The following is a 14,180-nucleotide window of genomic DNA, read 5'->3' on the forward strand; positions in this document are numbered from 1 at the left end:
AGGGAATCAATAGCCTCATCCAGGCGGCCAAAGCACGGGCACGGGGTTACCGCACTACCAAAAATCTCATCAATATGATCTACCTGATCAGCGGGAAGCTTAATTTTGGCTTACCCACTTGAAATAGCGAGGAGCCAGTTTTTTTCAGGATCGGAGCCCAGTCTTGACGGTCGGGCCACTCTCCCCTGTGCGAGAAATCATTGAGATGCCGGGAAAGCATGAAAAGCCGGTTTGCACCGATGCTTCCTGAAGAGCCTTTGAGGGTGTGCATCAGTTGGTCGAATCGCTTGATGTTGCCAGCTGCTGCAGCCTGGTCGAGTTCTCTGATGATTTTTTCCGAGTCGTTTCTGAAAACCTCGAAAAGTGAGACGATCAGTTCATCGTTTCCAATCTCTTTAAGACTGGTGATGATCGACTGGTCGAGTACTTTTTCACTTTCGAAGGTTTCCCAGAAGTTTTCCGGTGTGACGGGGGTTTTCTTTGTCAACTTGCCGTTTTCTTCGGCGCGGGAGATGTTGTTAATCCACATGGAGATTGTCGATACGAGTTCATCCCTGAATACCGGCTTGCCGAGATGCTGGTTCATACCTGCCTTTATCACCGCTTCGATACTGTCCTTGCCGGTATTTCCCGTCAAGGCTATGATGGGAATGGTGCGGTAGTTTGTGAACCGCTTGAAACAGTTTCCCTTCCTGATGGCCATGGATGTTTCAATGCCTGTCATGACCGGCATTTCCATATCCAGCAGAATAAGGTCATAGTCCTGCTTTTCAAGGTATTCGAGAGCGATTTTTCCGTTTTCGGCCTCAGAAATCGAACAGCCGTAATGTTGCAAGGTCATGCTCATGTATTTACGGCTGGTTGCATTGTCGTCGACAAGCAGTATCCGGCATCCACTCAGGAGAGTCTCCTGGTCTGTGGTTATGGATGAGGCTTCCGAGAAGAAGTGCCGTTCGAACAGCTTGTTGATGTCCGCTTTCTTGATGGGTTTGGCGATCACCTCGTTCATCCCGCATCTGGCGGCCCGTGGAAGCGCTTCATTCAGCGGAAGCGCCGTTATTCCGATAACCGGCACCTGCATATAATGCGGGGCAAGAGAAGGGTCGATATTCAGTGAGGAGCGCAGCATTGCTACCAATTGGTCTCCATCGAGGGAGGGCATCTCGAAATCCATCAGAATCAGGTCGTAACGGGTTTTCGAGAGCATTTCGAGTGCCTGTGTTCCGTTTTCTGCAAGGTCGGACGAACAGTCCCATTCGGAGGCGTATCTGGCAAGCAGTAGCCGGTTGCTGATCTGGTCGTCGACAATGAGGATTTTTTTCTGTTTCAGAATCGCTTTTTTAAGATCCCTCGATGCTTTCGAAGCATAATCCGGCAGGTTGATAACGAATTCGGTCCAATTACCTTCCTCTGAGTTGCAGACAATCGTTCCACCGAACGATTCGATCACTCTCCTGCAGAACGAAAGCCCCAGACCGTTACCGCTGTTTTTTCCATAGGTGTAGAACCGTTCAAAAATCCGTTCGCGCATACGTGAGGGGACTCCAGGCCCGTAATCCTTGACCGTGATGCAGTTGACGTCGGCACCGGCTTGCAATGTCATTTCAATTCTGAATTCCGGTCTGTTCTTGTAATGCAACGCATTCTTGATCAGATTGAACAGTACATAGGTAAACAGGTTCCTGTCACCTAAAAAATCAAAGGAATTCGATGTATTGACGACAATGAGCTCCCTGTCGTTGATGTCGTCGAAACCGTAGGTGTTCACGGCACTCTGGATGGCGTTATTTGCGGAAATCCTTTTGAATCTGCTGTTGTCGATGGCGCCTCCCTGCAGGCTCGCAAGAATGGAATCGATGATTTTATTGCCGCTTCGTATGGTTTGCGAGCTTTCTTCGATAGCGTCATGCATGCTGATCAGTTCTGAATAACTCAGGTCTACGGTGCCGGTTACTTCATTGTTCAGAGGCCTGCTCGGCAGGATCGCCTGAAGCGAGCTCATGGCATTGGTGATCGAACTGAGCGGATTCCTCATTTCATGGGCAATACTCCCGCTCAGGCTCTGTAGCAGCGATATTTTCGTCTGATGTGCCATCTGTTTCCGGTGATTGCCGATAATGCCTCCTACCAGGGCAAAGAGGTATGTCGGGATATATTCCGGCTGAAAATACGTGTACTTAACGACCCCATCGAGCAGATAGACGGCAGCATAGGCCATAATGAACCCGATCAGCGTGATGATGCATATGAACAGCCAGTCATAGACGATCAGGATGAGCAGGAAAAGCCCTGCCATCGACGACATGGCCCAGGTAACCGACCATTCGTTTTTAATCATCATGAAATGAAAGAAAAACGGCAGCAGTATTGGCACCGAAAGGAAAAAGTATACCGGAAAGAACTCTTTCGCCTTTTTCGGCAGATGGGCATAGAACAGCCAAGGCAGACTGATCACAGCTTCTGCGATTCGAAACGGCAGGTTTTCGTAAGCTTGGGGGGTTATATATGTCCAGACAAGATAGAACAGCGGGTACCCGACCGTCGCAAACAGCCCGACTATAGGCAGATTGGGCTCGGCATGTTCAACGATATCAAGAGCTTTTTGTTTGAGTTTCTGCATTTTCTTTCGAAAATTGCGCCATGTTTTTTCTTTCACCTATTCAGAAACAGGCTCCCATGCAAATATTTCGAAGAGAAAAGCGTTAACAATCGTATATCGAGCTATGGAATCAACCAGCCCGTAGGTACGGCTTGAGTCTGGTCTGTTGATTGCCTGTGCAAACAGAATACTACTGATCTCTGCGAATCATCGGGCAACAGCATGAGACTTGTGTGGCAAGAAGAGACCTCTTGCTGGCGTAGCACATAGGTCGGGGGTTGTTTGTTGCCACAGTAAAGGTGATATTATGATAACAATACTGAAGATAAAAACTTTAAGGGGATTCCATGCTGTGTAAACAATTTTTCTTGTCCACTACCATCAACATAAATAAAAAAAGAAGACCATGTCTACCTCCAACTCAGGCCTTGACAATGCAACGCATCGAGTAGGCCACGGCGATCGGGTATTTCCGCATTTTCTCGAAAATCGTCTTCAGGCGTGCGAAGCCGAGCTTTTTGCACCACGAAAAAACAAAAAGCCACTTGTTCTCGGCAATTGCCTTCCAGGTCCTGATGCAATCATGCTGCAGAGCAATGACTATCTCAACATTTCGAATCACCAGGCTATTCTTTCTGCCCAGCTCGATGTCCTGAAAAACGCTGCTCAAAATCCTGTCATGTCCGCAGTTTTTCTGCATGAAGACAGCGACAAGCACGAATTCGAAAAAGCGATGGCTGAATTCACCGGTTTTGAAAGCTCCATTCTCTGCCAGTCGGGTTGGGCGGCCAATGTAGGGTTGATGCAGGTGATTGCTGACAGTTCTACACCGGTCTATATCGATTTCTTCACACACATGTCGCTTTGGGAGGGAGTCAAGGTATCCGGCGCAACGCCGTATGCCTTCCGTCACAACGATCCATCGCACCTCGAACGGCTTATCAAAGAGCATGGCCAGGGCATCGTACTGTTCGATTCACTCTACAGTACAACCGGCGACATCGCGCCACTCCGAGAGCTCATCGATATTGCCGATCGATACGAATGTATTTCGGTCGTCGACGAATCTCACTCCCTCGGAACTCACGGCAGACATGGCGGCGGTCTTGTCGATGAGTACGGATTGACCGGAAAGGTGGATTTCATCACGGCAAGCCTTGCCAAAGCCTTTGCTGGACGTGCAGGCATCATCTGCTGCTCCTCGAGGTTCGCCCGATACTATCCGTACATGGCATACCCCGCAATATTCAGTTCGACGTTGCTTCCCTATGAAATTGCCGGATTGAAAGCGACCCTCGATGTAATCAGGAGTGGTGACGACAGGAGGCGCGTATTGCATGAAAAATCCGGTTATTTTCGTGACGGGCTTACTGCACTTGGCTACAATATTGCCAGCATGTCACAGATCGTTTCGATCGAAGGGGGGCTGGAGTCCGATACCGAGCTGCTTCGCGATGCTCTTGAGGAACGCAACGTTTTCGGCTCCGTTTTCCTTGCTCCGGCTACACCGAAAACCCGCTCGCTCATGCGTTTTTCGCTGCACAGCGGGCTTGAGATGGAAGCGATCGACTATGTGCTCAGGGTATGCGAAGAGATCAGGGACGAAATAGGCATGAGTAACTGGAAATCGACGAGGCGGAACAGGACGGCAGGAACCTGACAGGCGCCCTGTTCAGGATTGCTTGCGAAACAGCTGTACCAGCAGTGAAACCAGGTTTTTTTCAGGTTTTCTTTTTAACGGCAGCCCCTCTTTTTCCCAGCCGATAATGCCGTATTCCATGTTGACGACCTTACGGTATCCACGGTTCAGAAAAAGGCGGCTTGCCGTTTCGCTTCGATTTCCGCTGTTGCAGACGATAATGAGATTGCGGTCTGTTGGTACTTCCTCAAGCCGCTGTGCAAGTTTACCGAGCGGAATAACCATGATATCGGGAACATCGAAAGCTTTTCGGGCAATTTCCCACGGTTCGCGCACATCGACAAGCAGTGCGCCTTTTTTCGTCATGGCAAAGGCGGTGGCGGGGGTGACGTTTTTAACCTTGATCATTGTATGTATTTGGTCAATCTTCCGGTTCATGAAGCTCCGGCCTGCGGTATGTTCTTTTCCTGTAGAACCGGAAAAACAAAAGCCCCCGCTCGGAGCGAGGGCTTTTGTCTTTTCAGCGGAGAGGGTGGGATTCGAACCCACGGTACACTTGCGCGCACAGCGGTTTTCGAGACCGCCCGATTCAACCACTCTCGCACCTCTCCGTGTTATTCTAAAAGAACATAGCGCATGCAGCCCATTCTATCCAATGGTTCGGGCTGCAACGCATTGGAGGGACAGAATATAATAAAATCCTGATTTTTTCAATCAAAGATTGTTTTCCCGGATTCAAGTACTTTGGATTTACGCCTGCAGTTGCGCTACTTGTGATTTTCTTCCTGTAAGGGAGCGTTATGGGTTGCCGCCACAAAGTCAGGGAAAATATGGAAGTCTACTTCCAAAGCCTTTGAGGGGAGGCCCCTTTCAACTGGCAGAATTTACAGCAAAAAAAGTAATGCGGTTTTTATCCGGGGAGTAATGGAAATAAAAAAACTGATCTTTATCAGGTAATGAGGAATACAGGAGGAAAGCATTTTCTGGCTTAATGGGAAGAATGATTACCTCCAAACAGAAAAAGCCCCGGTGGGTACCGAGGCTTTTCTATGTTCCTGAGCGGGAAACGAGACTCGAACTCGCGACCCCAACCTTGGCAAGGTTGTGCTCTACCAACTGAGCTATTCCCGCATTTATGAAGGCATAAATATAAGGATATTTCAAAACTGTGCAAGAGCCGTCTGAACTTTTTCGGAGGAAAAAAATCAGGTGCAAAAACCCGTTTTTTTGCGCTTTCCGGTTCGGCCGGCATGCCGCTCCTGCGGGACCGGACAGTGGCACTCCGCCTTCTTTTCAACCCCGTCCTCCTTCCTGTTTTGCAAGCCCCGTTATCTTTATTCAAGCCCCGTAGGGGCGACGTATCGGTAGAAGAAGCCGCCATCCCCTCTCAGTTTTTCAAGCCCTGTAGGGGCGGCATATCGGTAGCGAGGGCGCGAAACCTTTCCTCTTTTCAGAGGACGAGGTTCTCGATGATGGTTTCCATATCCTTGTCGCCCCGGCCGGAGAGGTTGACCACGAGTATCGATTCCGGGCTCATAGAGGCGGCTCTCGTGAGGGCGTAGTGCACGGCGTGGGCCGATTCGAGGGCGCAGATGATGCCTTCGGTTTCGGCCAGCGTTTTCAGGGCTTCGAGCGCTTCGGTGTCGGTGGCCGAGGTGTAGGTCACCAGCCCGCATTCCTGCAGATGGCAGTGTTCGGGGCCGACGCCGGGATAGTCGAGTCCGGCGGAGATGGAGTGCGCTTCGAGCACCTGGCCGTCCTCGGTCTGCAACAGCCTGGTCATTGCGCCGTGCAGCACGCCCGGTTCGCCTTTGGTGAGCGACGCCGCGTGCAGCCCCTCGAGCCCTTCGCCGGCGGCTTCAACGCCCACCAGTTCGACCTTCGGCACGTCGTCGAGGAATTCGTAGAACATGCCGATGGCGTTGCTTCCGCCTCCCACGCATGCGGTGACGACATCCGGCAGCCGACCGGCCTGATTTATGATTTGCTTTTTAGCCTCCCTGCCGATTACGGCCTGGAAGTCGCGCACGATCATTGGGTAGGGGTGCATGCCCACGACGGAGCCGATGATGTAGAAGGTCTCCTCGGGGTTGTTCATCCAGTCGCGGATGGCTTCGCTGGTGGCGTCCTTGAGCGTTCTGGAGCCGCTGGATACCGGACGCACCTCGGCTCCGAGCAGTTTCATGCGTGCGACGTTCGGGGCCTGCCGGCGTATATCCTCCTCTCCCATATAGACAATACAGTCGAGATCGAAGAGCGCACATACCGTTGCCGTTGCCACGCCATGCTGGCCCGCGCCGGTTTCGGCAATAATGCGTTTTTTGCCCATGCGTCGGGCGAGCAGCACCTGGCCGAGAGCATTGTTGATTTTGTGGGCGCCGGTATGGCAGAGATCCTCCCGTTTCAGGTAGATAGCTACCCCGCCGGCCTTCCGGCTCAGGCTTTCAGCATGATAGAGAGGGGTCGGGCGTCCGACATAATCGCGAAGCAGTTTTTCAAGCGTTGCATGAAAATCGGGGTCACTTTTTGCTTTCAGGTATTCCGATTCGAGATCGGCAGCATTTTTTATGAGGGTTTCGGGAATGAACTTCCCGCCGAACATACCGAAATGCCCCCGTTCATCGGGAGCTGAATAAGGAGACGAGGACATGGAACCAAAAGGAATATTGACAAAAAGCGACTTTTTTTTCGAGGGCAGGAGAGCAGCGGGTTTCCCGGGAGATGCCCTGGAGCAATCAGAGAAAAGTCAACGGTACTGCAACAATAAAATAATATATTGAAACTTTTCAGAGATACCTATGAAAGATAACCTTGTCCATCCGCTCCGGGGAGTTGTTTTGTGAGTGTTTCGAGGTGTAGCATAATGCTTGGCGCTGCATTGAGCATGCTCGTCAATGCAGTCCTGCCGGGCACGTCGCCGTCTGCGTATGGCGCAGAAAGGGCGTCGGCTGCCGGGGAAGCCGTGCTTGCAGGGGACGGCGCTCTTGTGCCGCCGGGCGAAAGCACCATATCTTTCTCGGCAAGGGATTCGGTTATCTACCGCTTCGACCGGAAGAGCATGGAGCTACTGGGAAAAGCCCGCGTTGAACGCGATTCCACCACGGTTTCCGCTCCGAAGATCAACGTCGATCTGCAAAGTTCAACCCTCGAGGCTTTCGCCGCTCCGGCAGGCGCCTCCGGAAAGCCTGAGCCTGCGGTGTTCACCAACCGCGACGGCAGTTTCAATGCCGATAAGATCACCTACACGTTTACCTCCGGAAAAGGGGAGACCTCCAATATATCTTCCCGTTCGTCGAGCGTGATTTTCAGCGGACAGAAGGTTACCCGGCTCGAAAACGGCGAGTTGATTGTGCGGGATGGCACCTTTACGACCTGTGACGACGAGGACCCGCATTACTGGGTGTCGTCGAGTTACATGAAAATCATTCCCGACAGCCGGATTATCGCCAGGCCGTTCATCATGTATATCCGGCCGGAACTCTTTTCGAAGCGATTACCGGCCATTCCCATTCTGCCACTGCCTTTCATGATTTTTCCCCTGCGTGAAGGCCGGGCGTCGGGGCTCCTGATTCCCCGTTTAAGTCATGACAGCGATCGTGGCTATTATTTTTCCGATCTTGGCTATTTCTGGGCGATTAACGATTATCTTGATCTGCGCCTTGAGGGCGATATCGCTTTCAACGGGAGCTGGCGTCTCGGCCAGCGTTTCCGCTATAACAGTCGGGATGCTTTTTCCGGGATGCTTGAAGGGGAGTATGAGCGCTATCTGGCGGGGGATTCCGGCGACCCCGACTACGAAAAATATGACAGCTGGAACCTCCGATTCCAGCATCATCAGGATTTCAGCCCTTCATCGGCTCTTGATCTCAATCTGCAATTCCAGGGTGGTGATCGCAATTACGATCTGAACACCCTCAATTCCGAGACCATTGTCAATGAGCAGGCTGATTCTTATGCCTCGTACGGCAAAACATACGACGATGAAAACAGTATTGTAACAGCCAGTTTCCAGATGACCGATGATCTGAGAAGCAGCGACCAAAGCCAGCTTGCGGGCATCGGGTTCTATCAGAACCGTTATTATCCGTTCCGTTCGGGCCGTCTGGGAACTTTCGATGACTGGCGCGACAGGTTTTCGGTTACCACCGGCGCATCTCTGCGGGGACTTTTTTCTTCGGCCGACGGTTTTGAATCATCGGAATACCTTGCCGAAGCAGGAGTACAGGTTGGCTATTACCAGGAGTTTTCAAGCGACAACAGAGCTCTCTTTACGCAGGGGGTCTCCTTGCAGGGAACGCTGCTCGACGACGATCTCTATGCCAATGATCGCTATGGGATGAGGCTCAGGCTTCCTCTGCGCATGCAGTCGACGCTTTTCCGCCACTTCAACGTCAATGCGGGATTCACCTTCAATCACTACATTCTGGGCAACGACATCCTGAAGCGTTTCGACGGGACAGGAATCATAAGCGAGGAACAAACCGGTTCTGAAGGGTATTCCACCTTCAATTTCAGCACCGATGTTTCTACCCGGCTTTACGCAAGCATGCAGACGCCGTTCCTTGAAGGCCTGACCGGTCTGAAGGCCCTGCGCCATACCCTGATACCCGTTATCTCCTATACATGGAATCCGGATTTTACCGGTTCCGGTTACGATTATTACGGAACGGTGTACGACGGCAGCGGCTACCTGCGCTACAACCGGTTCGAGCATTCGGTCTATAACGACATACCCGAAGGTCAGAGTACGATCGGGATCATGCTCAGGAACCTTTTTCACGGAAAGCTGGCCTCTTCGGACCCGAACGGCAGCGGACAGGACCGCACCGTGCATCTGCTTTCGCTCGGCGCATCGACCTCGTATAACATGGCCGCGGACGAATTCCACTGGTCTCCGTTGCTCATTACCGCGTCGAGCAGCGCGGTTTCACCGAATTTTCTGATGAGCGCAGGAGCCTTGTATGATTTTTACGATTACGACCAGGTAAGCGGCCAGAGAGTCAACCGATTTTATGCCGAAGAGGGTAACGGGCTGCTCCGGTTCGTGAGCGGATATCTCAACATGAGCCTCAATATCGAGGGGAAGAGCAGGAACGGCGGATCCGGCAGGCCCGAAACGCTTCGCGCCGAACAGGCGATTTTCCTCGAACGCTTCAATACCGGCGACTTCAGTGATATCGATTACACCATACCCTGGAAACTTCGCATGTCGCTCTATTTGCAGTCCGACCGGCTGAACCCGCTCGAGAAGGCCGAAACCACGGCTCTCCTGAACGTTTCGGCTAAAGCCGCCCTGAGCAGGAACTGGCAGGTTGGCATCAATACCGGTTACGATGTCGAGCAGAACAAGTTCGTTTTTCCGATGCTGCAGGTCTACCGCGACCTCCATTGCTGGCAGATGGGATTTCAGTGGGTGCCATCGGGAGAGTACAACAGCTACTATTTCCAGATTGGCCTGAAAGCACCCCAGCTTCAGGATATACGCTTCAGGACGGGCGGGAAAACAAGAGGATGGACCGATTAGGGCGGCGCTGGCGCTTTCGGCAAGAAAAATCAGCTGATCGATTCAAGTATGTTTTCAAGCCTTTCGTTGAAGGCCTCGGGGGCGTCGTGGTGAATGCAGTGCGCCGCTTTCGGAATGATGAAGGCGCCGGCCTGCGGAAGCAGCTGCTGGAACTCGGGGATGATCCTGTGCGGAGGCAGTGCGCTGTCTTCGGCTCCCCAGATGAGGGTGGCTTTTCCCTTGTACCGGCAGGGCCGGGTGAGATGGTCGAGGGTGAAATCCTTTGGCCTGCGGGAGGGTGAGAGGTAAGACCATATCGCGCCCTTGTCCTGCAGGGGCCGGGTGAACTGGTTGATGAGTCGCAGATCGACCTTGCTCTGGTTATAGTAGGTGGGTACAAGGCTCTGGCTTACACCGACAGGATTTGCAAATGCAGTGAACAGTACCTCTCCGATCATCGGAGAGCCGACCAGCCCGAAAAACACCTTCGCCATGCCGTCCATGCTGTCGCCATAAAGCCCGGACGGGTTGGCCAGCACCAGCGCGCGAACTTTTTCAGGTCTGAGATGGGCATAATAGATACTGCACGCCCCTCCCATGGAATGTCCCACGAGAATAACATCTTCGAGTTTTTTCAGATGCAGGAAGGCCTCGATCTGTGCGGCAAAGAGTTCAAGGCTGTAGCGGACGTTAGGTTTCTGCGACCTGCCGAACCCTATGAGGTCCATGGCGTAGATCTTGTGGCCCCCCGCGAATTGAGGAATATTCTGGTTCCAGTGTTCGATCATCGCTCCGTATCCGTGAAGGAACAGCAGAGGAGGTTTGTCTGGGGAGTCGGCGCTTCCAGTCTCCAGATAGCGGATTCTGGCTTCATGCTCGGGAGATAACTGCCACAGGAAATACTGATCTTTCGGAGAGCTGCTCATGGTTGAAAACCTGAATATTTCAAGAGGGGAAAAAATTAAAATATAAAATGCTTCAAACTAATTATAATCCTGAGCGATTTAATACAGGTTAGAGCTATCAAATTCACTATCCAGATTCTATGCTGCAGGTTTCAAGAAAATTCGAATACGGACTTCACGCGGCGGCTTATCTTGCCACGAAAGGTTCCGGAAGGGTGGTAACCGTAAAGGAGATGGCCGACGTTATCGGTTTTTCGCAGGAGTTTCTTTCCAAGGCGATGCAGAGTATGAAAAAAGCCGGGATTACCGAGTCGGTTCAGGGTGTCAAAGGCGGTTACCGGCTGGCCAGAAAGCCATCGGAGATTACGATTGCAGATATCGGCATTGCCATTGAAGGCAAGCCGCACCTTACCCGATGCGCGGTAAAGATCACCAGTTGCGAGATTTTCGATCAGTGTGCCTACCGCGGATACATGAACTCGCTGCAGGAGCGCATACAGGGGCTCCTGTCTGCAACGACCATTGCCGAGTTGCTGACGGAACCCGAAGATGAGCGTGATTCCGGATGATCGGTTGCGATGCTGCTGCAGTCCCCCGTTTTTCTCCCCTCCGGATTGTATATTGCCGTGTTCCTTTCAATGAAAGTTTCACCATTCAATAATGCCCATTTCCGCATCATCGGACACGATTCGTAACGATACCGCCCTTCCCGATATCATTCTTCGGGGTATCCGTACCCACAATCTCAGGAATATTACCGTTCATATACCCCGCAACCGTTTTGTCGTGCTGACCGGCGTAAGCGGTTCGGGAAAGTCGAGCCTCGCTTTCGACACACTCTATGCCGAAGGGCACAGGCGTTATGTGGAGTCGCTTTCGGCCTATGTGCGTCAGTTTCTCGAACGGATGCCGCGTCCCGACATCGAAATCGTCGAAGGTATCGCTCCGGCAATAGCCATCGAGCAGAAAACCATACCGAAAAATCCCCGCTCGACGGTGGGTACGGTTTCGGAAATCTACGACTACCTCCGATTGCTCTATGCCCGTATAGGTAAAATATATTCCCGCGATACCCATGAGCTGGTCCTCAAACACAGTCCCGAGGATCTCAGTTGCCAGGCCCGTTTTTTTGACGAGGGCACAAAGTTTTTCGTTGCTTTTCCCTTTCCCTGCCATAAGGATGCAGCCATGCACGACTGTTCGGCTGATGCGGAAATCGCCAACCTCCTGAAGAAGGGCTTTTTCCGGATTCTCGAGGGTGACAGCGTCCTTGACCTGAACGACGAACAACACTGCCGGCGTATCGGCAGGATGGGACGCCAGGAGCTTGCCGGGCTTTTCGTGCTCGTCGATCGCTTTGTTGCGAGCCACGACGAGAAGGTGTACAGCAGGATCGAGCAGGCCGCGGAGACGGCTTTCGGCGAATCGGGCGGCTATGCCGTGCTCAAGGTGGCCGGAGGCCGGCTGTTCAGGTTCAGCGACAGGCTCGAGCTGAACGGTATCGAGTATCAGGAATCCTCGCCGCAGCTTTTCGCTTTCAATTCACCGATAGGTGCGTGTACCCGGTGCCAGGGTTTCGGCAGGATTGCAGGAATCGATGAGGATGCGGTCATACCCGATAAATCACTGAGTATTGCCGAAGGGGCCATCGTCTGCTGGACATCGGAAAAATACCGCTGGAACTGGACGCGGCTGCTGGCCGTGGCGCCGAAGGCGGGCATTCCGGTTGATATTCCCTATGAAAAGCTCTCCTATCTGCACAAGGAGATGATATGGAAGGGCATTGCCGGCCAGGAGGAGCGGTACAGCGGAATCTGGCCGTTTTTTGCGGAAATAGAAAAGGATGCCGGCTATAAAATGCACTATCGTGTTTTTTTAAGCCGTTACCGGGGTTATGCGACCTGTCCGGAGTGTGAGGGGAGCCGTCTCAACGCCGATGCAAGGCTCGTCAGGATTTCAGGCCGTCATATCGGGGAGGTGACCCGCATGAACATCGGCGAGGCCTACGACTTTTTTACCACCCTCGATATTTCGCCTTTTGACCGCAAGGTTGCCGAAGCGGTTCTCGAGGAGATTCTCAAAAGGCTTACCTACCTGCTCGAGGTCGGTCTGAACTATCTTACGCTCGATCGCCTCACCCATACGCTCAGCGGCGGGGAGTTTCAGCGCATCAATCTTTCGACATCAATCGGTTCACCGCTTGTCGGCGCGATCTACATTCTCGACGAGCCGAGCATCGGTCTTCACCAGAGCGACTCCGAACGGCTGATCAGGTTGCTCCGAAAGCTTCGTGATCTTGGCAATACGGTGGTGGTGGTCGAGCACGACCGCGAGATTATCGAGGCTGCTGATGAGGTGATCGATCTCGGTCCCAGGGCGGGACGGCAGGGCGGCGAGGTTGTCTTTCATGGTACCATTGCTGAAATGGCGATTTCGGGAACATCGCTGACTGCCGATTACCTCAGCGGAAGAAAGGTCATTCCGGTGCCCCGGGTCCGACGGACGCCCGATTTTTCCGAAGCTATCGAGATCCGCGGTGCCCTGCAGAACAACCTGAAGAACATCGACGTACGTTTTCCGCTCGGCGTGATGACCTGTGTGACCGGCGTGAGCGGTTCCGGCAAATCGACCCTCGTCAACGATATTCTCAAAAACGGCATTCTCCGCGAGAAGGAGGGGGGACGGGAAAAGGTTGGTACGCATCGCTCGATAACGGGCGTCAGCCTGATCGACCGGGTCGAGCATGTCGATCAGGCGCCGATCGGCAAGTCGAGCCGAAGCAACCCGGCCACCTACATGAAAATCTTCGACGATATTCGTGCTCTTTTTGCCCAGACCAGAGAGGCGAAGGCCAGAGGATGGAAGGCCGGCTATTTTTCCTTCAATATCCCGGGAGGTCGCTGCGAAAGCTGTGCCGGTGAGGGGAGCGTGAAAATAGAGATGCAGTTCCTGGCCGATATCGAGGCGGTTTGCGAGGAGTGCAACGGACTGCGCTACAAACAGGAGACGCTCGATATCAAACTCAGGGGTTTTTCCATTGCCGAGGTGCTCGATATGACCGTAAGTGAGGCCATCGAGTTTTTTAGTGGCGAAAAGGGGATTGTGCGCAAGCTGCAGGTACTCGACGATGTCGGACTGGGCTACATAAGGCTGGGGCAGTCGTCAAGCACTTTGTCGGGCGGCGAGGCCCAGCGGCTCAAACTTGCCGGTTTCATAGCCCGAGCCGATATTGAGCATACGCTGTTTCTTTTCGACGAGCCGACGACAGGCCTGCATTTCGAGGATATCAACAAGCTGATCCGCTGCTTTGAAAGGCTTCTCGAGCAGCGCAATACCCTGGTGGTCATCGAACACAATCCGGATGTCATCAAACAGGCTGACTGGATTATCGATCTTGGTCCTGGAGCAGGAGACAAGGGCGGATCGCTCGTTGCCGAGGGAACTCCCGAAACCGTTGCGGTTTCTCCGGATTCACTGACGGGGCTTCACCTGAAGCCCTATCTTGATTCCGTAATTTGAGCCAAAGGCTCACGG

At 52.8% G+C, this 14,180-nt stretch carries 8 protein-coding genes and 2 tRNA genes; 4 read left to right on the forward strand and 6 right to left on the reverse strand.

Going from position 1 to position 14,180, the window contains the following annotated elements; genetic code table 11:
- Positions 1 to 79 precede the first annotated feature (79 nt).
- Positions 80 to 2,620 (reverse strand): response regulator, encoded by a 2,541-nt coding sequence (locus K9G39_RS09155; protein ID WP_292004623.1) that lies wholly within the window; start codon positions 2,618 to 2,620, stop codon positions 80 to 82.
- A gap of 385 nt (positions 2,621 to 3,005) precedes the next feature.
- Here K9G39_RS09155 and cqsA point away from each other — a divergent pair, with 385 nt between their 5' ends.
- Positions 3,006 to 4,259 (forward strand): alpha-hydroxyketone-type quorum-sensing autoinducer synthase, encoded by a 1,254-nt coding sequence (gene cqsA, locus K9G39_RS09160; RefSeq protein ID WP_292004624.1) that lies wholly within the window; start codon positions 3,006 to 3,008, stop codon positions 4,257 to 4,259.
- Positions 4,260 to 4,271: 12 nt separating this feature from the next.
- Here cqsA and K9G39_RS09165 read toward each other — a convergent pair whose 3' ends face one another.
- The 4 genes from K9G39_RS09165 to trpB form a co-directional block, all read right to left on the reverse strand.
- Positions 4,272 to 4,646, reverse strand: coding sequence for a rhodanese-like domain-containing protein (locus K9G39_RS09165; RefSeq protein WP_292004625.1), 375 nt, complete (start codon positions 4,644 to 4,646; stop codon positions 4,272 to 4,274).
- Positions 4,647 to 4,762: 116 nt separating this feature from the next.
- Positions 4,763 to 4,849 (reverse strand) — tRNA-Ser (locus tag K9G39_RS09170).
- 447 nt (positions 4,850 to 5,296) lie between these two features.
- Positions 5,297 to 5,369: transfer RNA gene (locus K9G39_RS09175), tRNA-Gly, on the reverse strand.
- A gap of 319 nt (positions 5,370 to 5,688) precedes the next feature.
- Positions 5,689 to 6,888 carry a tryptophan synthase subunit beta gene (gene trpB, locus K9G39_RS09180; RefSeq protein ID WP_292004626.1) on the reverse strand — a complete coding sequence of 400 codons (1,200 nt, stop codon included), beginning with the start codon at positions 6,886 to 6,888 and terminating at the stop codon, positions 5,689 to 5,691.
- Between the two features lie 213 nt (positions 6,889 to 7,101).
- Between trpB and K9G39_RS09185 the strand changes: the two genes are divergently transcribed.
- Positions 7,102 to 9,762, forward strand: coding sequence for a putative LPS assembly protein LptD (locus K9G39_RS09185; RefSeq protein WP_292004627.1), 2,661 nt, complete (start codon positions 7,102 to 7,104; stop codon positions 9,760 to 9,762).
- Positions 9,763 to 9,791: 29 nt separating this feature from the next.
- On the opposite strand, the gene K9G39_RS09190 is transcribed toward K9G39_RS09185, so the two are convergent.
- A complete protein-coding gene (locus tag K9G39_RS09190) occupies positions 9,792 to 10,667 on the reverse strand; it encodes an alpha/beta fold hydrolase (protein ID WP_292004628.1) in 876 nt (291 codons plus the stop codon).
- Positions 10,668 to 10,786: 119 nt separating this feature from the next.
- Between K9G39_RS09190 and K9G39_RS09195 the strand changes: the two genes are divergently transcribed.
- Together K9G39_RS09195 and uvrA are read left to right on the forward strand one after the other, a co-directional pair.
- Complete coding sequence (locus K9G39_RS09195) at positions 10,787 to 11,215, forward strand: Rrf2 family transcriptional regulator (RefSeq protein ID WP_292004629.1); 429 nt, start codon at positions 10,787 to 10,789, stop codon at positions 11,213 to 11,215.
- Between the two features lie 91 nt (positions 11,216 to 11,306).
- The gene (uvrA, locus tag K9G39_RS09200) at positions 11,307 to 14,165 is read left to right on the forward strand and encodes an excinuclease ABC subunit UvrA (RefSeq protein ID WP_292004630.1); all 2,859 of its coding nucleotides are present in this window, start codon (positions 11,307 to 11,309) and stop codon (positions 14,163 to 14,165) included.
- The last annotated feature ends 15 nt before the right edge of the window (positions 14,166 to 14,180 follow it).

Origin of the sequence: Chlorobium sp., from assembly GCF_021740465.1 — a bacterium.
GTDB lineage: Bacteria > Bacteroidota > Chlorobiia > Chlorobiales > Chlorobiaceae > Chlorobium.

Excerpts from the sequence above, each read along its gene's own strand:
- trpB (WP_292004626.1), bottom strand. The coding sequence starts at position 6,888 with ATGTCCTCGTCTCCTTATTCAGCTCCCGATGAACGGGGGCATTTCGGT.
- uvrA (WP_292004630.1), top strand. The coding sequence starts at position 11,307 with ATGCCCATTTCCGCATCATCGGACACGATTCGTAACGATACCGCCCTT.
- K9G39_RS09165 (WP_292004625.1), bottom strand. The coding sequence starts at position 4,646 with ATGATCAAGGTTAAAAACGTCACCCCCGCCACCGCCTTTGCCATGACG.
- K9G39_RS09155 (WP_292004623.1), bottom strand. The coding sequence starts at position 2,620 with ATGCAGAAACTCAAACAAAAAGCTCTTGATATCGTTGAACATGCCGAG.
- K9G39_RS09195 (WP_292004629.1), top strand. The coding sequence starts at position 10,787 with ATGCTGCAGGTTTCAAGAAAATTCGAATACGGACTTCACGCGGCGGCT.
- K9G39_RS09190 (WP_292004628.1), bottom strand. The coding sequence starts at position 10,667 with ATGAGCAGCTCTCCGAAAGATCAGTATTTCCTGTGGCAGTTATCTCCC.
- K9G39_RS09185 (WP_292004627.1), top strand. The coding sequence starts at position 7,102 with ATGCTTGGCGCTGCATTGAGCATGCTCGTCAATGCAGTCCTGCCGGGC.
- cqsA (WP_292004624.1), top strand. The coding sequence starts at position 3,006 with ATGTCTACCTCCAACTCAGGCCTTGACAATGCAACGCATCGAGTAGGC.